The 20660-nt window shown below is 37.8% G+C and carries 19 protein-coding genes; 18 read left to right on the top strand and 1 reads right to left on the bottom strand.

From position 1 onward, the window contains the following. The first annotated feature begins 12 nt into the window (after positions 1-12). The 15 genes from MKY45_RS22310 to MKY45_RS22240 all read left to right on the top strand — a co-directional run bounded on the left by MKY45_RS22310 (position 13) and on the right by MKY45_RS22240 (position 15441). On the top strand, positions 13-732 hold the full coding sequence (locus tag MKY45_RS22310) for a GntR family transcriptional regulator (RefSeq protein ID WP_256705377.1): 720 nt from the start codon (positions 13-15) through the stop codon (positions 730-732). A gap of 100 nt (positions 733-832) precedes the next feature. Further along, positions 833-2161: a GntP family permease gene (locus MKY45_RS22305; RefSeq protein ID WP_256705376.1), complete on the top strand. Its 1329-nt coding sequence runs from the start codon at positions 833-835 to the stop codon at positions 2159-2161. Between the two features lie 189 nt (positions 2162-2350). Beyond that, entirely contained in the window at positions 2351-2857 is a 507-nt protein-coding gene (locus MKY45_RS22300) for a DinB family protein (RefSeq protein WP_256705375.1), read from the top strand. 330 nt (positions 2858-3187) lie between these two features. Further along, the gene (gene codB / locus MKY45_RS22295; RefSeq protein WP_256705373.1) at positions 3188-4462 is read left to right on the top strand and encodes a cytosine permease; all 1275 of its coding nucleotides are present in this window, start codon (positions 3188-3190) and stop codon (positions 4460-4462) included. Beyond that, complete coding sequence (locus tag MKY45_RS22290) at positions 4452-5720, top strand: cytosine deaminase (protein WP_256705372.1); 1269 nt, start codon at positions 4452-4454, stop codon at positions 5718-5720. The genes codB and MKY45_RS22290 overlap by 11 nt, the downstream gene beginning before the upstream one ends. Before the next feature lie 253 nt (positions 5721-5973). Continuing rightward, complete coding sequence (gene licT, locus MKY45_RS22285; RefSeq protein WP_256705371.1) at positions 5974-6810, top strand: BglG family transcription antiterminator LicT; 837 nt, start codon at positions 5974-5976, stop codon at positions 6808-6810. Positions 6811-6835: 25 nt separating this feature from the next. Further along, entirely contained in the window at positions 6836-8728 is a 1893-nt protein-coding gene (locus MKY45_RS22280) for a beta-glucoside-specific PTS transporter subunit IIABC (protein WP_341173416.1), read from the top strand. Between the two features lie 14 nt (positions 8729-8742). Next, a complete protein-coding gene (locus MKY45_RS22275) occupies positions 8743-10188 on the top strand; it encodes a glycoside hydrolase family 1 protein (protein WP_256705369.1) in 1446 nt (481 codons plus the stop codon). A gap of 279 nt (positions 10189-10467) precedes the next feature. After that, entirely contained in the window at positions 10468-10920 is a 453-nt protein-coding gene (locus MKY45_RS22270) for a VOC family protein (protein WP_256705368.1), read from the top strand. Positions 10921-10948: 28 nt separating this feature from the next. Further along, on the top strand, positions 10949-11701 hold the full coding sequence (locus tag MKY45_RS22265; protein ID WP_256705367.1) for an SDR family NAD(P)-dependent oxidoreductase: 753 nt from the start codon (positions 10949-10951) through the stop codon (positions 11699-11701). Positions 11702-11725: 24 nt separating this feature from the next. Further along, the gene (locus MKY45_RS22260) at positions 11726-11917 is read left to right on the top strand and encodes a tautomerase family protein (protein ID WP_256705366.1); all 192 of its coding nucleotides are present in this window, start codon (positions 11726-11728) and stop codon (positions 11915-11917) included. Between the two features lie 51 nt (positions 11918-11968). Further along, positions 11969-13003, top strand: coding sequence for a TRAP transporter substrate-binding protein (locus tag MKY45_RS22255; protein ID WP_256705365.1), 1035 nt, complete (start codon positions 11969-11971; stop codon positions 13001-13003). Between the two features lie 173 nt (positions 13004-13176). Next, positions 13177-13644, top strand: coding sequence for a TRAP transporter small permease (locus tag MKY45_RS22250; protein WP_256705364.1), 468 nt, complete (start codon positions 13177-13179; stop codon positions 13642-13644). A gap of 17 nt (positions 13645-13661) precedes the next feature. Then, positions 13662-14954, top strand: a complete 1293-nt coding sequence (locus MKY45_RS22245; RefSeq protein ID WP_256705363.1) for a TRAP transporter large permease — start codon at positions 13662-13664, stop codon at positions 14952-14954. A 25-nt stretch (positions 14955-14979) separates the two neighbouring features. After that, positions 14980-15441 carry a VOC family protein gene (locus MKY45_RS22240; RefSeq protein ID WP_256705362.1) on the top strand — a complete coding sequence of 154 codons (462 nt, stop codon included), beginning with the start codon at positions 14980-14982 and terminating at the stop codon, positions 15439-15441. Between the two features lie 45 nt (positions 15442-15486). Here the strand turns inward: MKY45_RS22240 and MKY45_RS22235 are convergent, their stop codons facing one another. Next, positions 15487-17136, bottom strand: coding sequence for a sigma-54 interaction domain-containing protein (locus MKY45_RS22235; RefSeq protein WP_341173415.1), 1650 nt, complete (start codon positions 17134-17136; stop codon positions 15487-15489). A gap of 180 nt (positions 17137-17316) precedes the next feature. Between MKY45_RS22235 and MKY45_RS22230 the strand changes: the two genes are divergently transcribed. From MKY45_RS22230 to MKY45_RS22220, 3 genes are read left to right on the top strand one after another with little or no spacing between them, the layout of a single operon-like run. After that, positions 17317-18297, top strand: coding sequence for a thiamine pyrophosphate-dependent dehydrogenase E1 component subunit alpha (locus MKY45_RS22230; RefSeq protein ID WP_341173414.1), 981 nt, complete (start codon positions 17317-17319; stop codon positions 18295-18297). A gap of 17 nt (positions 18298-18314) precedes the next feature. Next, complete coding sequence (locus MKY45_RS22225) at positions 18315-19295, top strand: alpha-ketoacid dehydrogenase subunit beta (protein ID WP_256705359.1); 981 nt, start codon at positions 18315-18317, stop codon at positions 19293-19295. Between the two features lie 12 nt (positions 19296-19307). Continuing rightward, complete coding sequence (locus MKY45_RS22220; protein WP_256705358.1) at positions 19308-20651, top strand: dihydrolipoamide acetyltransferase family protein; 1344 nt, start codon at positions 19308-19310, stop codon at positions 20649-20651. The last annotated feature ends 9 nt before the right edge of the window (positions 20652-20660 follow it).

Raw genomic sequence — 20660 nt, 5'->3', positions numbered from 1 at the left:
GAGGGACAGGGAATGAATGTTATGAAGAGAAACGGCCCGCTATATTTACAAATTAAAGAGATATTAAAGGACCGGATATTACATGGTGAATATGCTATTCATACCATTATTCCCTCAGAACCTCAATTAGAGAAAGAGTTTCGTGTAAGTAAGATTACGATAAGAAATGCGATCAAAGAGTTGGTTCAAGAAGGGTATCTTGAAAAAAGAAGTGGTGTCGGGACAAAAGTGATTGCAAATGTTGCAAATGCCAAACTTTCTAAAGGGAAGCGTTTTACAGAAATATTGGTGGAAGAAGGCTATCACATTACTAAAAAGATTATCAGCATAGATAGCATCAACTTGTCTCTTGAAATGCCATTATATTCCTATTTTGGAGAAAAATGCTTGAAAATAAATCGCATTTATTTACTAAATCATGAGCCGTATATTTACTTTACCCATTATATTTTATTGGATCTTGCCGTGGATACAGCGGATATTCAAATTAATTCTTTATATCGCTTTTTAGAGGAAAATAATATTCGCTTGGAATCGTTTCGTGATGAATTCACGATATCTGCTGCGCCAGAACATGTCAGTGAAATATTGAATCTGGAAAAGGACGCCATGGTATTAAAAAGAATGCGGAAATCCAGTGATGCTAAGGGGAAGGTATTGGAATACAGTGAAGGATACTATCATACTTCCAAGCATAATTATACGGTTACTTATAATGATTTCAATCAATAAATGACGCGCTTCATACACTGGTAAGAGACGGGTGAATTCGCCTTTAAAAAAGTTTTATTTTAGAGGTGTAGTTGTAAGCGATTGCTTAGGAGGAAAAAGAATGGAGTTATATTTATTAGGGATAACGGTTGTCTCTATCATTATAGTTATTTTAGGGGTGTCATGGTGGAAATGGCATGCATTTATTAGTTTAACAGTAGCCGGTCTGTTTCTGGCAATATTTTCAGGGCTGCAAATGGGAGAGATCGTCGACGCATATGAAGCAGGTGTAGGGGATGTGCTGGGACATCTCATTGGGATATTAGCTTTGGGAACGATTCTGGGAAAAATGATGTCTGACTCTGGCGCCGGGATGCAGGTAGCCGACTTTTTTACGAAAAGATTTGGTTCAAATAAGCTCCCGTGGGCTATGTTATTATCCGGTTTTATCATCGGGATTCCAGTATTTTTTGAAGTTGGTCTGGTTATTTTACTTCCATTGGCCATCTCAATACGTAAATCAACGAAACAGAGCATTTTGTTAATTGGAATTCCGATTCTTGCAGGTTTATCCATTGTGCATGGTCTTGTTCCTCCTCACCCAGGAGCGATGACGGCGATTGGAATTTATGGAGCGGACATGGGACAGGTATTGCTTTATTCCCTGCTGATCGCCTTTCCAACAGCCGTTATTGGCGGACCTGTTTTTGCAAAATGGATTCACAAACGTGTGGTTCCTGTTGGTGAGCCAGAATTAATCCGTGTAGAAACAAAAACAAACAATGAACTGCCAAGCACTGGTATTTCCTTCTTTATTATTTTATTACCAGTTATACTTATGGGTTTAACTGTATTTGCACCACACCTGCCAATGACAGGATTAATAGAGCAGTTCTTCTTATTTATCGGCAGTCCCGTAATTGCATTGTTAATTTCTGTTTTCGCAGCGTATTATTTCTTGGGATATCGCCAGGGAATGAATCGAAATCTGCTTAAAAAGTTAACAGATGAATGCCTGTTGCCGCTAGCTTCTATTATTCTTATTATCGGTGCTGGAGGCGGATTTAAGCAAATCCTTATTGATAGCGGTGTCGGCGAAGCAATTGCTTCCATGGCTGAACAGATTTCCTTATCGCCGCTTGTCCTTGCCTTTTTGGTTGCAGGGTTAATCAGAGTAGCAACAGGTTCAGCGACGGTTGCTTTAACGACATCAGCCGGAATTGTATCTCCTGTTGTTGCGAATATGACCGGAGTAAATCTGGAATTACTTGTTATTGTAACTGGCGCAGGTTCTTTAATGCTGTCACATGTAAATGATGCTGGATTCTGGCTCGTTAAAGAGTACATGGGATTAACGGTAAAAGAAACATTTAAAACATGGACAGTGATGGAAACCATCCTTGCATTCGTTGCTTTTGGATTTGCGATGGTATTAAATGTATTTATTTGATAAAGCTAAGCATTATATAGAATTTTGATTAAGTAGAAGAGAAACAGGGTCTCTGTGTCAACTCCATGATATAGCAACCCTGTTTTTTATTACACTTTAAGAAAGAATTCAAGGAATAAAGTACGACGGATACGATGTCCTAGCCATCAGACAAGTTAATGTTAGCTGAAGAAATAAAATATTAGAGACATGAGTGTTATAATAAAATTAGAAGCAAACTATTTCCATACAGAAATTTTCAAGTCATCGATTCACACTAGAGCAGTTCCTGATAAATGGAGTATTGCAGAATCGATTTACCATTGCTACTTATTGCTGAAGCTTACGCGAATGGCATCTGTCTATTACTTGCCGATAGCCCGTGTTTATATGAAGGTTCGCCGGTCCAAGGTGAAGCGGTATATGGATGATATGTCTAATATATATAGCGGAAAAACAATGAAGGCGCCCTTTATTTTGAAGCCTAAAATGAAGCGGGAATACACGCTGCTGGAGTTGCGAGATTTATTGGAAGAAGAAACGGAAAAGATGAAGAAATGTGTAGCATCACTTACCAAAGAACAATGTTACTGGATAAGGTACCCTGATCCTGTGCCTGGTTACCCGAATGTGGTGCAAGTGGTGAAGCTTTTAAGGATTCACGAGGAGCATCATTATAGGGTGGTGATGGAACGAGAGGCGAAGTTTAGGAAATAAGCATCAACTCATTGGATGAGACGTGTACGGAATACCATAAATACAACTTGCCAATATTTCCAAGGTGACAATCCGGCAACTTTATGCCATAATATATTTTGATAAATATACTGGTACCTTTAAATCAGTCCAGAGAGGCTGACAAGGACAGCGCGAATAGAATAGTTACCATGTGGAGTACCTTTAGGAAAGGTACATTCAATTGTATGCTATTTAGGAAAAGCTTCTTGTCAGGGATTGGACAGGGAGCTTTTTTCTTGTCTATAATCTCGAAAGAATCAAGTTTTTTCGGTGCCAGTTTCTTATATTGAAAATATTGGAGGAATTGGTATGTCACAAATAGATAAAGAATTTTCATTGCAGGCAGTGCCGCAGACGCATCGAAATGGATTTTGGAAGATATTAGCGGTTATGCTGTCGCTCAGCTTTTTCTCAGCGAGTATGATGTCTGGGGGAACATTAGGAACTGGCCTTTCTTTTTCTACGTTTATTTGGATTGTACTGGCTGGTAACCTGATTCTTGGGCTTTATACAGGTTCCTTAGCTTATATTGCTTCTAAAACAGGATTATCTACGCATTTATTAGCACGTTATGCCTTTGGAGAAAAAGGTTCTTATTTAACCTCCTTTTTGCTTGCTTCTACACAAGTGTGCTGGTTTGGGGTAGGACTGGCGATGTTTGCTATTCCGGCTGCCAAAGCAACAGGGGCAAATGTCTATCTGTTAATCGGGATTTTTGGCTTATTGATGACTGTTTCGGCAATCTTTGGCATGAAAACTTTAACACTGCTGGGATTTATTGCAGTTCCGGCGATCGCTATTTTTGGAAGCTACTCCATGGTTAACTCGGCAAATACAATGGGCGGAATCCATGAACTATTTGCTTATGAACCAGCACAGGTAATCAGTGTCGGATTAGCGTTAACGATTTGTGTAGGGTCATTTATCAGTGCCGGAACGCTTACGCCTGACTTTGCCCGCTTTGCAAAATCAGCGAAATCGGCAGTAACCGCAAATATTATTGCTTTCTTCCTTGGAAATTCATTGATGTTTTTATTTGGAGCAGTTGGCGCGATGGCCTTCGGTATGGCGGATATTTCGGATGTGATGTTTTTACAAGGGCTGATGATTCCTGCTATTATTGTGTTAGGCTTAAATATTTGGACAACTAATGATAGTGCATTGTATGCGTCTGGTTTAGGATTTGCAAACATTACCAAGTTTTCCAAGAAAAAAATCGTCGTGTTCAACGGAATTGTTGGGACAATTGCTGCCATGTGGTTATACAATAATTTTGTTGGATTCTTAAATGTTCTCGGATCTGCACTGCCATCGATTGGAGCAATCATATTAGCAGATTATTATCTGGTCCGCCGCAGAAAATATGAACCCTTTGAAACAATGACATTTAAATCTGTAAACTGGGTAGCAATTATTGCCTGGGCAGGCGGTGTCGCTGTTGCTAATTTTGCCCCGGGAATTCCGCCAATCAATGCATTGTTAGGAACAACAATCATTTATGTGGCCGGAATGAAAATAGTGTCACAAAAAGAAACGGTCACCGTACCATTAAAAGAGAAGGATGAGATAGTCAGTGATTATTAAAAATGCAAAGCTTAGAGGAAAAGATGGCCTTTGGCACATCGTTATAGAAAATGGTAAATTTAACGCAGTAACGCAGGAGCTTCCGCAATCTGAAGATAAAGAAGTAATGGATGTACATGGTGGGCTGGTTCTTCCGCCTTTTATTGAACCGCATATTCATTTAGATACAACGTTAACAGCAGGCGAGCCTGCATGGAATCAGAGCGGAACGTTATTTGAAGGAATCCAGCGCTGGTCGGAACGCAAAGAAACACTCACCATAGAAGATGTGAAAAAAAGATCTAAAACAGCATTGAAATGGCAGATTGCTCAAGGCATCCAGCATGTCCGTACGCATGTGGATGTGACTGATCCGGAACTGACTGCCTTAAAAGCAATGCTGGAAGTGAAGCAGGAAATGGCTCCTTATGTAGATATCCAGTTGGTTGCTTTCCCGCAGGAGGGGATTTTATCCTATCCGAATGGAAAGGAACTTTTGGAGGAAGCGCTGAAAATGGGGGCTGATGTTGTCGGCGGCATCCCGCATTTTGAATTCACAAGAGAATACGGCGTCGATTCGATGAGAGTCGCATTTGACCTTGCTGAAAAGTACGATAAATTAGTAGATATTCATTGTGATGAAATTGACGATGAGCAGTCTCGTTTTGTAGAAGTAGTCGCAAAAGAAGCTTATGAGCGCGGATGGGGCGAACGTACAACAGCGAGCCATACGACAGCAATGGGTTCTTATAACGATGCCTATACATCAAAGCTATTCCGTCTGCTGAAGATGTCTCATATCAACTTTGTGTCTAACCCGCTTGTAAATATTCATCTTCAGGGTAGATTCGATACGTATCCAAAACGCCGCGGTTTAACCCGAGTCAAAGAATTGCAGGAAGCAGGAATGAATATCTGCTTTGGCCATGATGATATTTTTGATCCATGGTATCCGCTGGGAACGGGCAACATGCTTCAGGTATTGCATATGGGGATCCATGCATCGCAGTTAATGGGCTATGAGCAAATTGTTAATTCCATTGACCTGGTTACTCAAAACAGTGCCAAAACACTTCATATTGAAGACAAATATGGTATTGAAGCAGGCAAGCCGGCGAATTTCATCGTCTTATCCGCTGATAATGAGTATGATGCTGTTCGCAAGCAGGCAACGGTAACACATTCCTTCAGAGATGGAAAAGTGATTGCTCATACAAAGCCAAGTGAGGCGTCTATTGTTTTACATGATACAGAAGAAAAAGTGACGTTTGATAGATAAAGTGAATGAAAAAGCGTACCCTTGGCTGGTGCGCTTTTTTTCTGTGGGTGGACGAAGTGTTTAAGGGGACGGAGTGTTAAAACTCTTTAAAAGGTATTGATTCCTATTTTTAATTATGATAATATCTCTAATATAAAATAAGGATTGTAACTGTCAGGCAGGCAAAACCTCAAAACGTATCGCGTCTATCGAAGGGTAGAGGGGATTTTTTGTGGTTTTGCCTGCTTTTTTTGCGTGTTCGGAGGGAGAACGTATGAAAATTGAAAAAATATTAAATAATAATGCATTCATCTCGCATGACGAGCATGGCAAGGAAGTCATTGTCATGGGAGTTGGACTGGCTTTTGGTAAAAAGAATGGGGAACAAATTGAACTGACGGGGCGTTACAAAATATTTTCGAATGATTCCATGATTAATGAACGATTGAAAGCGATTGTTTCAGAGATTCCTGAGGAGTATATGAAAATTACGGAACGGATTGTTTATATATTAGAAAAACAGTTTGATAAAACAGTTGACGATGTTATTTATATTTCCTTAACAGAACATATTCATGGTGCAGTGGAACGACTAAAGAAGGATATTCAAGTAACGAACCCCATGTTAATGGACATCAAAAGGTTATTTAAAGATGAGTTTGAAACCGGTTTAATCGCCTTGGATGATATCGAACGGCAATTTGGGATGAAGTTCGATGAAAATGAAGCTGCCTATATTGCACAGCATTTGATCAATGCCCAATTAGATAATATGGCAGATATCACGAATATTTCCAAGCTGATGAAAGAAATCATCGATATCATTAAATACTTTTTCCGAATGGATTTTAATGAGGATTCGATTTACTATTACCGCTTCATTACCCATTTGAAATTCTTTGCCCAACGTGTCATTAGCGGACAGAGCTATCAGGACGAAAACGAGGATTTATTTGAAATATTTAAAGCAAAGTATATTAAAAGCTATGAGTGTGTTGTTAGAATTGCACATCATATCCAAACAAATTATAACTACCGTTTAAACACTGACGAACAGCTTTATTTTATGATTCACATTGAAAAAATTACGAATAAATCGTATAAAAATTAGGAAGTAAGGGGTGTACAGGAAAACGATGGATGCTCAAAAAGTTGCGGAACAGATATTGAAAAAAGTAGGCGGCCCAGAAAATGTGCATAGTCTCGTACATTGTATGACTAGATTGCGATTCACATTAAATGACGAGTCTATCGTGGATGACGAAGAAGTAAAGAAAACACAGGGCGTCCTGGACGTCATGAAAAAGAACGGACAATACCAAATTATTATCGGTAATGAGGTAGGCGCTGTTTATAAAGAGTTGAACAATCTGGGGAATTTTGGATCTTCAGATGATCAGCCACCTGAGAATAAGAAAAAACAGAACATATTTTCAAGAGTTTTAGATGTTATCGCAGGGTGTATGGCACCTGTTATCCCCGCATTGATTGGTGCGGCGATGATCAAGGTACTTTTGATTGTTCTGCCGATGATTGGTTTGCTAAGTGAAACAAGTCAAACGTATCAATTATTAACGGTAATTGGTGATGGGGCATTCTACTTTATGCCTGTATTGATAGGGATGTCTGCTGCGAAAAAATTTGGAACAAATCAGTACTACGCAGCAAGTATCGCTCTAATTTTGCTGCATCCGGATTTTATATCCTTTATGGGTGACGCTAGCAAAGCGGGAGAAACTGTTCGATTTTTTAACCTAATACCGGTAACGGATGCTACCTATGCTTACTCTGTTATTCCAATTATTCTATCCGTTTGGCTATTATCTTACATTGAACCATTAGTAGATAAAATTACACCGGCAATTACGAAGAATTTCTTGAAACCAATGCTGGTTCTTTTAATTACCGTGCCTATTGTGATGGTAATCGTGGGACCAATTGGCGCTATCATAGGTGAAGGGCTATCTGATGTTGTCTTTATGATTCATGATTATTTAGGATTTATTGCGGTCGGATTGATTGCAGGTGTTTTCCCGTTTATTGTTATCACCGGGATGCACCATGCATTTACTCCTGTAAAATTAAGTGCCATTGCACAAACTGGCTACGAGGCGTTTATCAGTATCGCTGAGTTATGCTCGAATATGGCTCAAGGTGCTGCTTCCTTAGCAGTTTCGATTAAATCTAAAAACAAAGACTTGAAACAGACTGCAGGCTCTTCCGCGTTTTCAGCATTATTAGCCGGTATTACAGAACCGGCACTATACGGGGTTACCCTGCGCTTGAAAAAACCAATGCTAGGAGCCTGTATTGGTGCTGCAGCGGGCGGTTTAGTCGGAGGATTATTCCAATTGAAATCTTTCGGGGTTGCAACCCCTGCCATTGTAACGATACCTCAATATATTGAAGACGATCGTGCGATAACTCTGCTTTATGTCATCATTACAATGTTGGTTACCATCGTTATATCTTTTATAGCCACGTACATCATTGGCTTTGAAGATATTCCGAGTAACGATGGAGAAGAGGAAGAAAACGACGAGAATAAAGAACAACATACGAAATATGCTTTAAATACAGGCATCAAAATTGGCAGTCCAGCAGAAGGCTGTGTGATTTCTTTAAAAGAAGTAAACGATCAAACTTTTTCAAATGAACTTTTAGGAAAAGGGATAGCTGTCGTACCTGATAAAGGAGAAATTGTCGCTCCTTTTGATGGAAGGATAGATGTATTTTTTGAAACGGGGCATGCAATCGGTTTGAAATCAGAGTCGGGAGTAGAGTTGCTTATCCATGTAGGATTAGATACAGTAAACTTAGAAGGAAAATATTTCACCCCTAAAAAAGAAGCAGGAGAAATGGTTAAAAAAGGCGAAACATTACTAGCGTTCGATATCGATAAAATCAAGGCTGCTGGATACGACGTAACTACACCTATTATCGTTACCAATAGCAACGAGTTTATGGATATTGTCGGACAGGAAAAAGAAAAAGTAGAAAAACTAGAAAGTATCCTAACGATTGTTTAAAGGAGAGGAAGAAGATGACAGAATTAAGAATGCCGAAAGATTTCCTCTGGGGAAGCGCATCTGCTGCTTACCAAATTGAAGGAGCTCATAAGGAAGATGGGAAAGGAACATCCAATTGGGACGAATTTGTGCAGATTCCTGGAAAAACGTTTAAAGAAACGACTGGGGAAGTTGCAGTAGACCATTATCATCGCTATAAAGAAGACATAGCTTTGATGGCGGAAATGGGATTGAAAACATATCGATTCTCCATTGCCTGGACAAGAATTTTTCCAAATGGCCGAGGGGAAGTAAACGAATCTGGTCTAGAGTTCTACCAAAATATCATTGATGAATGTCTAAAACATGGAATAGAACCAATGGTTACGCTATACCATTGGGACTTGCCTCAAGCGCTTGTAGAAGAATACGGCGGCTGGGAGAGTGAGCAGGTTATTGATGATTATGTGAACTATGCGGTTGTTCTATTTGATGCGTTTAAAGATAAAGTGAAATATTGGATCACGATGAATGAACAAAATATCTTCACAACGCTGGGCTGGATGACTGCGCAGCATCCACCAGGTAAATTTGATAATGAAAAAATGTACTATGTAGTAAACCACCACGCCTTTTTAGCACATGCTAAAACCGTTTTGAAGTTTAAAGAAATCATCCCTGACGGCAAAATCGGTGCAAGCTTTGCGTATAGCCCAAGCTATGCGATAAACGCTGATCCAATCCATGCCATGTCTAAGATAGATTTTGATAACTTGAAAAACTTCTGGTGGATGGATGTCTATGCTTATGGACGCTATCCAAAGAATACGTATCGCTACTTAGAGAAAAAAGGAGTAGCTCCAACTGTTACTGCAGAAGATGCAGCTCTTTTAGAAGCCGCAGCAAAACAGATTGATTTTATGGGAGTCAATTATTATCAAACCAGTGTAGCGGAATATAATCCATTAGACGGTGTCGGTCCTTATGGGGAAATGAACACTTCCGGCAAAAAAGGAACAGGGGAAATCACTGGAATTCCTGGCCTGTTCAAGAATCCATCGAATCCGCATCTGGAGACAACAGATTGGGATTGGACAATTGACCCAATGGGACTGCGGTATGCTTGTAAAGAAATCACAAGCCGCTATAATCTGCCAATCATTATCTCAGAAAATGGATTGGGCGCATTTGATGATAAGACAGAAGATAATCAGATTCATGATGACTATCGTATTGCTTATTTAAATGCCCATGTGTATGAGCTGATGAAGGCGGTAGATGAAGGATGTGACGTTTGGGCTTATTGTACATGGTCCTTTACAGACTTGTTAAGCTGGCTGAATGGTTATCAAAAACGTTACGGCTTTATATACGTAGACCGGGATGAAGAAGGCGGATCATTGGATCGTTATAAGAAGGATAGTTTTTATTGGTATAAGGATGTTATCAAATCCGATGGTGCGACGATTACAGAGGAATGATAGAGGAAGAGGCTGGCTTTTGGGTCAGTCTCTTTGGTTTTTTTAATATAATTTTTAATTGGACACGCACTAGAAGAAAAATAAAGACTTCTACATAAAGATTTGATTAAGAAACTGAGATTTCTATTTTAGTGATGTTTAAAAACATCAATGATGCTTTTGGACATCAATGATGCTAATATAAACAAGTGAATCATGTACTTATTTGATAAAAGAACTTGGCATGATTTTTGCATTAGAACTATGAATAGAAATAATGATGTTAAAGGGAGGGAATTAATGATGGGGAGAATTACTGGCTTTATTCATAGTGGTATTACAGTTAGGAGTTTAAGTGAATCACTAAATTTCTATGTGGATTTGTTAGGGTTAGAATTACTATCTACGCAAACAGTTACAGCAGATTATGTTTTTAAAATTGTTGAGATACCAGGGTTGGAAAAAGTTGAAATAGCTTTTGTGAAAATACCTGGTGGAAATGAAATTGAAATTTTAGAATATGGTGGCCCCAAAACATATCCTGGAAATGCGAGATCGTGTGATTATGGGACAGGACATATTTGCTTAAAAGTAGATGACTTAGAAAGCATATATAAAGATTTTAAAGAAAAGGGAGTTCAATTCCAATCTAAAGGTGTAGTAGATATTACTTCTGGTGCAAATAAAGGAGCAAAAGCACTGTATATGCTTGATCCAGATGGTTATATTATTGAGTTAATGGAAAATCTTTAAAATGTAAGCGTCTACAAGGAGGGTGTCAATGGAAGATTTAAAAGGAAAAAAAGCTATAGTGACGGGAGCAGTACAAGGGTTAGGAAAAGCCATGGCAAAAGGATTATTAGAATGTGGGGTAAAGGTTTGTATTTTGGATATTTCTTCTAATTTAAAAAATACAGTGAGTGAGCTGAAAGCAAAAGGGTATGAGGCGGAAGGGTTGCAGGTAGATTTATCAGATAGAGATACACTCGTAGATAGCTTTTCCGAAGCTTTAAATTTGTTAGATGAGGAGCTTGATATATTAGTAAATAATGCTGGTATTCATAAACCGCAGCCAGCTTTGACATTAGCTGTTGAAGATTTTCAAAGCATTTTAGATATAAATGTAACTTCGGTGTTTCGGCTTAGTCAATTGGCGGCTGAAGAGATGAGAAAAAAGAAAAGAGGAAGAATCATTAACATTGCCTCTGTACTTGCTCTACAAGGGGGATATAATGCCTCTGCATACTCAAGCAGCAAAGGGGCAGTTACCCAATTGACAAAATCTTTGTCTAATGAGTGGGCTAAAGAAGGGATAAATGTCAATGCAATTGCACCTGGATACTTTCATACAGAGTTAAACCGTTTCATCTTGGAAGATGAAGCAAGATATAATTCACTCGTCAGCAGGATACCTGCCAATAGGTTTGGAAATCCTGAAGAGTTATCAGGAATTGTGCAATTCCTGTCTTCAGAAAAATCAAATTATATTAATGGAGCTGTTATACCAGTAGACGGTGGGTTTATAGGAAGATAAATCCTTAGAAAAGGATGTGGTAACATGCCATACATTAAATTGAAGTTAGTTGAAGGAAGAGATCTAGAAACAAAGCGGCTACTTGTTAGTAATATAACAAAAGCCGTAATAGAAACACTCCAGACTACGCCGGACAATGTAAGGGTTGAACTAATCGAAATTAATGAAGATTTGTTTAGTATAGGTGGAGAATTAATGATAGATAAGAACAATTAAATAAAGATAAAAACTATATAAAGTTAATTTAATAATCAGGAGGAATGAAATATGTTGAAAAGAAACATTTGGGTAAAAGTTCTTTTTTTAATTACTATTTTAGGGTTTTTGGCTGCGTGTAATGATTCAACGGGTGGATCTGAATCCGGGGATGACGATAAAGTGGTTATCAGAATGGCAAACCAAGTAGAAGAAAGTAATTTCCTAAACCAAGGCTATGTGAAATTCAAAGAATATATTGAAGAAAACAGTGATGGACAAGTATCTGTGGAAATTCATAATGGCGGAACAGTAGCTAGTTCTGACGAGCAAATTGTAGAGCTTTTAAATAACAATACAATCGATCTTTCTACTTCATCGGCATATGGAACTGCTAGTACCACAGGGGTAAAAGGTTTTAACCTATTTGACATGCCTTTTTTATTTCAAGATAGGGAAGAATTTTATGAATTTATCGATGGGCCTTATGGAGATAAGTTAGCGGAGGAAGTAGGAGAGAGCCAAAATGTAGAAGTTCTAGGTTATACAGATTTAGGGTTTTACTCCATTATGAATGGAAATACAGCAATTGAAACCCCAGAAGATTTAAATGGTTTAAGGATTAGAAGTTCTGCTGCAACCTTACATGTAGAGACTCTCTCTAAGTTAGGTGCTAATCCAACTCCAATGGACTATAGTGAGGTATTTACCGGTTTACAGCAAGGTACGATAGATGGTGTTTCTACAACAACTCCGTTAATTTATGGGGACAGATTTTATGAAGTGAATAAAAATATCACTTTAACTAATCATATATTACTCCCACATGTTCTAATGGTTAATAAAGATTTTTATAATAGTCTTTCTGATGATATCAAGCAGGTATTTGATGAAGCTGTTGATGTCTACATTGAAGAATCTAGAAAACTGGCAGTTGAAGCAGAACAAGAAGCTGTTGATGGATTGATTGAAGCAGGTGTTGACGTTGTTGAATTAACTCCTGAACAATTAGATTTATTCAAGGAAGCTACAGAAACTGTAAGAGAAGAGAATGTTGGCGAAGTAGGAGAAGAAAACTATGAAGAAGCACTGGAATTCTTAGAATAGCAATCTTAATGAGAATTTGGACGTAACTAACAAATGAGTTTGTTAGTTACGTCCAGCTAAAAAATTATATAAAAATAATGGTATTAAATCCAAAATTAAAAGGAAAACATAGTATAATTTTACCTTTTTCAGTGATTTCAACCGAAATGCTTAGAATAAAGGAGGAGAGCAGTTTGAATAAAAGAACCCCGATAGAAGGTTATGTATGTGTGCTTCTATTTGCTATCATGACTATTACTATGTTTATAGAAGTAATAGCTAGATATATATTTAATGCTTCACAACCTTGGACAGGAGAATTGTCTAGATATCTTTTTGTCTGGTTTATATTTATTAGTGCAAGTTATGCTGCTGCAGAAAAAGCACATATAAAAGTTGAAACAATCCATGAATTACTGCCGGAAAAAGTAAAGGGTATTGCTAATACCGTTGGAAATTGTATTTGGTTGGGGCTAACTATTTTGGTTACTTACTTAGGCATTGATTATGCTATGTCTATGTTCGGTTCAACATCAATAGCTTTGAAAATACCTCTAGGAATTATTTATTTTGGAATACCTATAGGATATGGATTGATGTCAATAAGGATCATCATTCAAATTATTAAAAGTTTCCAATCGAAAGAAAAGAATGCTACATAAGAAAGAGGTGAAACAGCATGACTGGTATTTTAATTATGATTGTAGGAATTTTAATAGGTGCATTGTTATTAAATATTCCAATCGCATTTGCATTAGCCTTAATCGGGTTTGTTATTGTATTTATTGAAGGCTCAGTTCCTTTATCATTTTTCATACAATCGACATTTGGAGCTAGTGACTCATTTTCGCTGTTAGCAATTCCTTTTTTTATACTAGCTGGTGAAATCATGAGTACAGGCGGGATTGCTAAACGTTTAGTTGATTTCATACAAAGTATGGTAAAGAGTCTAACGGGTGGCTTAGGCTTGGTAACAATTCTTACTAGCCTTATTTTTGCTGCTATATCAGGATCTGGTGCTGCGACAGTAGCAAGTGTAGGTGGAATAATGATTCCATATATGATCAGTAAAGGTTACAGTAAACCTTATGCAGCTGCTCTAGCTGCTAGTTCGGGCTCTTTGGGTCCAATTATTCCACCAAGTATTATATTTATTTTATATGGTGTGATGGCTAGCGTGTCGATTGGAGATATGTTTATTGCTGGAATTATCCCTGGGCTTTTGATGGCTATGAGCCTGCTTTTAGTTAACTATTTTGTATCTAAGAAGGAAAAATTCGAAGTTCAGAATAATGAAGTTGAAAGCAAGAAAAGCTTTTGGTCTGCATTAAATGAAGCAAAGTATGGTCTTTTAGCACCGGTAATTATTCTTGGGGGGATCTATGGTGGCATTGTGACCCCAACAGAAGCCGCAGTTATTGCAGTAGTTTATAGTTTTTTAGTCAGCGTAATTATTTATAAAGAACTTACAATATCTCAATTAGGTGAAGTGTTTAAAAAAGCATCTCTAACTTCAGGAACAATTATGATTTTTGTTAGCGCTGCTTCATTTTTTGGACAGGTACTTTCCATGGAACAGATTCCACAGCAAATTGCAACTGCTATTTCTAATATAACGACAAATGAGATAATTATTTTATTGTTGATTAATGTATTTCTCCTTTTAGTAGGAATGTTTATTGAAACCGTGGCAGCAGTTATTCTTTTTGTTCCATTATTATTACCAATCGTTTTGCCTTTAGGAGTGGATCCTGTTCATTTTGGGATTGTTGTGTGTATGAACCTCTCACTTGGACTAATTACACCTCCGCTGGGTATAAATTTATTTATAGCATCAAAAGTAGCTAATATACGTTTTGAGAGCACTTTCAAATATGTTGGGATAATATTTATTGCTATCCTGTCTGTTCTGCTTATAGTCACATTTGTTCCAGAAATCAGTACTTTCTTACCTGAGTTATTATCTGATTAGTAAATAATTTTAAAAGGATGATATTATGATTATTAGTCATTGGCATACAGCTTTTACAGTGAGCGATATAGAAAGGTCGATTAAATTTTATACAGATTTTCTAAATTTTGAAGTAGTGCATAGACAAAGACAGTCTAATACTTATACACGTGAGTTTGTAGGTTATCCTGATGCGGACTTAGAAGCAGTTATGCTGAAAATAAAAGGAGACAATAATGTTGGAATTTCGGGGCATTTATTGGAGCTTAATCAATATTATTCACCAAAAGGGGAGAAAATAGATGTTCAGACATGTAATATTGGAAGTGCTCATTTAGCATTAGTAGTAGATGATATACATCAAACTTATGAAAGTTTGATTGAAAATAATGTAATATTCAAATCATCTCCTGTAGAAATAGAGCATGGAAGAAATAAAGGAGGTTATACATGTTATTTTCTTGACCCGGATGGTATTACGCTCGAATTATTTCAACCTTCTCAATAAAATGGCCCCTCTTTGCGGGGGCCATTTTTCAATCTTTCCAATCACTTAATGTTTCTCAATCCCATATTTTTTCATTTTACGTACAAGCGTTGACTGATCAACACTTAAAGCAGTTGCTGCTTTCCGAATACTTGGATATTTTCCAACCATATCCTCAATAATAGCTGCTTCATGGTTTTCTATCTGTTCTTTTAATGACTTTACTTCTTCTAATGAGATAGTCGGTTTAGTCGGATTTATATTTATCTGTAACTCTTTCTGTACATCCTTCATTTCCACTTCCGGTTCGGTGGACATTACTGCTACTCGTTCTACGAGATTTTGTAATTCGCGCACATTTCCAGGCCAGTCATAATTACGGAAACTTTGTAGAACATCTTCTGAAAACTTACGCTCAATGGCGTATTTTGCTTTTATGTCTTTTAAAAAGTGATAGACTAAAGGGATTATATCTTTTTTTCTATTTTTTAAAGGTGGTATGTGGATAGGGATGACATTCAGAAGATAGTATAAATCATTTCGAAATGTTCCTATCTCAACCATCTCAGCTAAATTACGATGTGTAGCAGCTATAATTCTAACATCAATAGGGATGGGACGAGTATCTCCTACTCTGGTAATTTCTCTTTCTTGGATAACCCGCAGTAATTTTACCTGTAAATCTTTATTCATTTCTCCAATTTCATCAAGTAATATAGTACCTTTATTAGCCGCTTCAAACAACCCGGCTTTTCCTTTTTGACTTGCACCCGTAAATGCACCAGATATGTAACCAAATAATTCTGATTCAAGAAGAGCTTCAGGAATAGCGCCACAGTTTACTTTAATCAAAGGCTTTTCACTTCTGATACTATTCTTATGAATCAATTCCACTATCTTTTCTTTTCCTACACCAGATGGTCCTTGTACAATGACGCTAGAGTCAATATGTGCAACTCGTAAAGCGCGGTTCAACACCTCTTGCATTCCCTCTGAATGTGCAATAATCGAATCTTCTGGGGACTTTTGGTGTTTTAATAGTTCCAATTCTTCGTGAATCGCTTGATTTTTCTTTTTTAGGTTCTTTATTTCTGTTTCTAGCATGTTTAATTCGGAAAGATCACGGACATTATTTACAACTTTTTTAATGTTACCATTTTTATTACGGATAGGTACAGCTGAAATAAGCACAGAAGCCCCTGTATTAATTTTCTGGATAATTGTTATTTCTTTATTATCCCGTAATGCTTTTAAACTGCTTGATTCATCAATCACTTTTTCATCCTCCAGCTCTTTCAAGCTTCGTCCAATCAGTTCTTCACTGCTTAGGCCAGTTATTTTTTCATAGGAGGGGTTTTGATGAATAATCGTACCTCTTTCATCAGATATGACAATTCCGTCAAAAGAAGAATTAATTACCTCATTTAATTCCTGACGCAGTTCTTGTAATGTTTCTTTCTCTTTTGATAACCGTACAAAATCATCCCGAGGATTGACGCAAACAACAATATATTGATTATAGTTGAAGGTGGATATCTCCGCCGGATAGTCTAATATACAAAAAGAATTATCTTCCGATATAACAGAATCAAGGATCGTTCCCAGGTAATATGTATATTGCTTTGCCAGTTTATTTTGAAAAAGTATTTTCTTTTGCTGATTTAATAGTAGAACGCCCATATGATCGACTTTAGAAACAAAATGCTCTATTTTCATAAATTGCCTCCTTGCATCAATAAACTATAAATGATGTTAATATGCAACGTTGATTCTATTATACATCAATGTAAGCGGATAACATAGGGTTATATCCTCTTTTTAAGTAGTTCGTAACTGGCATAATATTTGCAAGAATAAAAAGAAAAGGTTTACAAAAAAATGTGGGAGGTTAACTGGATGGCAGATATAAAGGAACTTGGATATTCTCAAGAAGAATTAAAAAAGATGCTTTACGACATGATGTTGATTAGAAGTTTTGAAGAAAGGGTTGAAAAGCTCTTTCAGCAAGGTAAAATTCACGGAACAATGCACTTATGTATTGGACAGGAAGCGACTGCGGTAGGCGCCTGTGTTCCGCTAACGAAAGAAGATAAGATTACAAGTAATCATAGAGGTCACGGACATAGTATTGCAAAAGGAACAGAAGTGAATGGAATGATGGCGGAATTACTTGCAAAGGAAACAGGCTATTGCAAAGGCAAGGGCGGATCAATGCATATCGCTGATTTTAATGTTGGAAATCTTGGAGCCAACGGTATTGTAGCAGCTGGATTGCCATTAGGTGTTGGAGCGGCAATGACATCGAAAATGAAAGATTTGGGATATGTCGTCGTTTGCTTTTTTGGAGATGGAGCTACCAACGAAGGGGCATTTCATGAAGCAGTCAATTTGGCTTCAGTATGGAAGCTGCCTGTCATCTTTTTCTGTGAGAATAACCTTTATGGAATGTCAGGCTCGATAAAGGAAATGGTCAATATAGAGAATATTGCAGAACGTGCAAAGTCGTATGGTATCCCTGGATGCACCATTAATGGGAATGATGTATTGGAAGTTGCTGAGACAACACGAAAGGCTGTGGAAAGAGCAAAGAATGGAGAAGGACCAACATTAATTGAAGCCCAAACATATAGATGGAAAGGACATTCAAAGAGTGATGCAAGAGAATATAGAACGAGGGAAGAAGAAAAATTATGGAGAAAACAGAAGGATCCTATTGCCCTCTTTAAAGAGAATTTAATTCAAAGCGATGTTATTACAGAAGAGTTGTTTACAGAATACGCTGAGCAGGTAGAAAAGAAGATTGATCAAGCAGTAGAATTTGCTGAAAGCAGTGATGAACCAAATGAAGACACGCTTATGAAGGATATCTATTTGTAGAGGGAGGATCATTTTCAATGAGAGAAATTACTTATGCAGAAGCTATTAAGGAATCGATGAGTCAAGTAATGCGGGAAAATAATGATGTGTTTATGTTGGGGGAAGATATTGGAATTTACGGTGGAGCTTTCGGGCTTACGAATGGAATGACGGATGAATTTGGCGATGACAGAATAAAAAATACACCCATTTCTGAAGCGGCCATAAGCGGTGCTGCAGTAGGTGCAGCTATTACAGGGATGCGCCCGATTTTAGAAATCCAATTCTCCGATTTTATTATGATTGCAATGGATAATATTGTGAATCAAGCAGCGAAAATCCGCTATATGTCTGGCGGTAAGGCGAATGTACCAGTGGTCATCCGATTACCAGGAGGTTCTGGTGCAGGATTTGCGGCACAGCATTCGCAAAGTTTGGAAGCTTGGACAGCGCATATTCCAGGGCTGAAAGTAGTTCAACCATCTAATGCTCGTGATGCGAAAGGCTTGATGAAAGCTGCGATAGAGGATGATAATCCAGTCTTGTTTTATGAGCATAAGCTGCTTTATGGAGAAAAAGGAGAAGTACCGGAAGAACAATATACTATTCCCTTAGGTGAAGCGGATATCAAAAAGGAAGGGACAGACATTACCGTTGTAGCAACTGGAGCGATGGTAAAAAGAGTTCTGGAAGCAGCTGCTGAATTAGAAAGCGATAACATCCATATTGAAGTAATTGACCCAAGAACGCTAGTACCCTTAGATAAAGAGACGATTATTCAATCTGTAAAGAAAACCAGTAGAGCGTTAGTTGTCTATGAAGCAGTGGAAAGAGGCGGATATGGGGCAGAGATTGCCAGTATGATAGGTGAAAGTGATGCGTTTGATTTTCTGGATGCACCAGTTAGTCGTTTAGGAGGGAAACCAACTCCAATACCATACAATCCTACATTGGAAAAAGCAGCTGTTCCACAAGTGAATGATATTATCCGTGAGTGTAAGAAGTTAATGAATAGATAAGGAGGTGTTGAAATGGCTGAAAACGTGTTAATGCCAAAATTAGGAGCACAGATGGAGGAAGGAACTATTGTTTCCTGGCTAGTTCAAGTTGGAGAAGCAGTCGAAGAAGGCGATCCGCTTGTTGAGGTACAAACCGATAAAATCACCATGGAAATCGAAGCAGAGACAGAAGGAACGCTTCTGAAAACCTTGTATGAAGCAGATTCAATAGTTCCTGTACAGACACCCATAGCAATTATTGGAGAAGAAGGAGAGAATATCGATGACTTAGAAGGAAGTGATTCCTCTTCTAGAGAAACAGAGTTAAAAGAAATAGAAAAAAAAGAAAAGAAAATAGATAGCGTTATAGAAAAAGAGACCTCTCCCAATCAGGCAGAAGAAAGCAAGGTGAGAAGAACTCCTGCTGCGCGAAAGCTTGCAGAAGATACTCAGATCAATCTGAGTGAAGTGCAAGGTTCCGGGCCATTGGGAAGAATTCAAAAAGAAGATGTACAGAATTATATCAATGAACATAGCAAAAAGGTAACTCCTTTAGCGAAGAAAATTGCTGAAGATCAAAATATCAACTTAGAGACGATTCAAGGCACAGGTGACCGTGGAAAAATTCAAAAGAAGGATTTATTTCTACCTCAATCGAGTCAGAGTCAGGAAGGTCAACGTAACGAAGAAAATAAGCGTGTACCATTTAAAGGAATGCGGAAAGTGATAGCTGATCGTATTTCTGAAAGCGCGTCTATATCTCCTCATGTGACATTAAACTCTGAAATTGATATGACAAGTGTGGTGAGGCTTCGTAAGCAATTACTGCCAGTGATTGAAGAGGAAGCCGGGATTCGTATTTCTTTTAATGATATCTTAATGAAGGCAACTGCAGTCGGTTTAAAAAAGAACCCAGGAATCAATATTCAGCTCGAGGGGAATGAAATTATTTATCACTCGAAAATTAATTTAGCGATGGCTGTAGCAGTAGAGGATGGCTTGGTTGTACCAGTTATCAAGGATGTGGACCAGAAGGGCTTGGCTGCTATAACAAGAGAAACAAAAATACTTGGAAAAAAAGCTCGTGATGGAAAACTTCTTCACGATGATTTTGCAGGAAGTACATTTACGGTTAGTAATTTGGGGATGTATGCAGTCGATGGATTTACACCGATTATAAACAGTCCAAATGCAGCAATTTTAGGTGTTGGAAGAATACAGAAAAAGCCAGTAGTACTGGAGGATGATATTTCTATTCGCTCTATGATGAGTTTAAGTTTGTCTTTTGATCACCGGATTATTGATGGTGCACCGGCTGCACAGTTTTTAACCGATTTAAAGGACTTGCTTGAAAATCCTTATAAATTAATGGTTTAGAGGTGATAG

Source organism: Oceanobacillus sp. FSL K6-0251 (genome assembly GCF_038004725.1).
Classification (GTDB): domain Bacteria; phylum Bacillota; class Bacilli; order Bacillales; family Amphibacillaceae; genus Oceanobacillus; species Oceanobacillus oncorhynchi.
Note: the sequence above shows the minus strand (reverse complement) of the source record. Positions and strands in the feature narration are given on the sequence as shown.

Bases quoted from the DNA above. Each gene is read 5' to 3' on its own strand.
- MKY45_RS22310 (WP_256705377.1), top strand. From the start codon at position 13: ATGAATGTTATGAAGAGAAACGGCCCGCTATATTTACAAATTAAAGAG.
- MKY45_RS22305 (WP_256705376.1), top strand. From the start codon at position 833: ATGGAGTTATATTTATTAGGGATAACGGTTGTCTCTATCATTATAGTT.
- MKY45_RS22300 (WP_256705375.1), top strand. From the start codon at position 2,351: ATGAGTGTTATAATAAAATTAGAAGCAAACTATTTCCATACAGAAATT.
- codB (WP_256705373.1), top strand. From the start codon at position 3,188: ATGTCACAAATAGATAAAGAATTTTCATTGCAGGCAGTGCCGCAGACG.
- licT (WP_256705371.1), top strand. From the start codon at position 5,974: ATGAAAATTGAAAAAATATTAAATAATAATGCATTCATCTCGCATGAC.
- MKY45_RS22280 (WP_341173416.1), top strand. From the start codon at position 6,836: ATGGATGCTCAAAAAGTTGCGGAACAGATATTGAAAAAAGTAGGCGGC.
- MKY45_RS22275 (WP_256705369.1), top strand. From the start codon at position 8,743: ATGACAGAATTAAGAATGCCGAAAGATTTCCTCTGGGGAAGCGCATCT.
- MKY45_RS22270 (WP_256705368.1), top strand. From the start codon at position 10,468: ATGATGGGGAGAATTACTGGCTTTATTCATAGTGGTATTACAGTTAGG.
- MKY45_RS22265 (WP_256705367.1), top strand. From the start codon at position 10,949: ATGGAAGATTTAAAAGGAAAAAAAGCTATAGTGACGGGAGCAGTACAA.
- MKY45_RS22260 (WP_256705366.1), top strand. From the start codon at position 11,726: ATGCCATACATTAAATTGAAGTTAGTTGAAGGAAGAGATCTAGAAACA.
- MKY45_RS22255 (WP_256705365.1), top strand. From the start codon at position 11,969: ATGTTGAAAAGAAACATTTGGGTAAAAGTTCTTTTTTTAATTACTATT.
- MKY45_RS22245 (WP_256705363.1), top strand. From the start codon at position 13,662: ATGACTGGTATTTTAATTATGATTGTAGGAATTTTAATAGGTGCATTG.
- MKY45_RS22240 (WP_256705362.1), top strand. From the start codon at position 14,980: ATGATTATTAGTCATTGGCATACAGCTTTTACAGTGAGCGATATAGAA.
- MKY45_RS22235 (WP_341173415.1), bottom strand. From the start codon at position 17,136: ATGAAAATAGAGCATTTTGTTTCTAAAGTCGATCATATGGGCGTTCTA.
- MKY45_RS22230 (WP_341173414.1), top strand. From the start codon at position 17,317: ATGGCAGATATAAAGGAACTTGGATATTCTCAAGAAGAATTAAAAAAG.
- MKY45_RS22225 (WP_256705359.1), top strand. From the start codon at position 18,315: ATGAGAGAAATTACTTATGCAGAAGCTATTAAGGAATCGATGAGTCAA.
- MKY45_RS22220 (WP_256705358.1), top strand. From the start codon at position 19,308: ATGGCTGAAAACGTGTTAATGCCAAAATTAGGAGCACAGATGGAGGAA.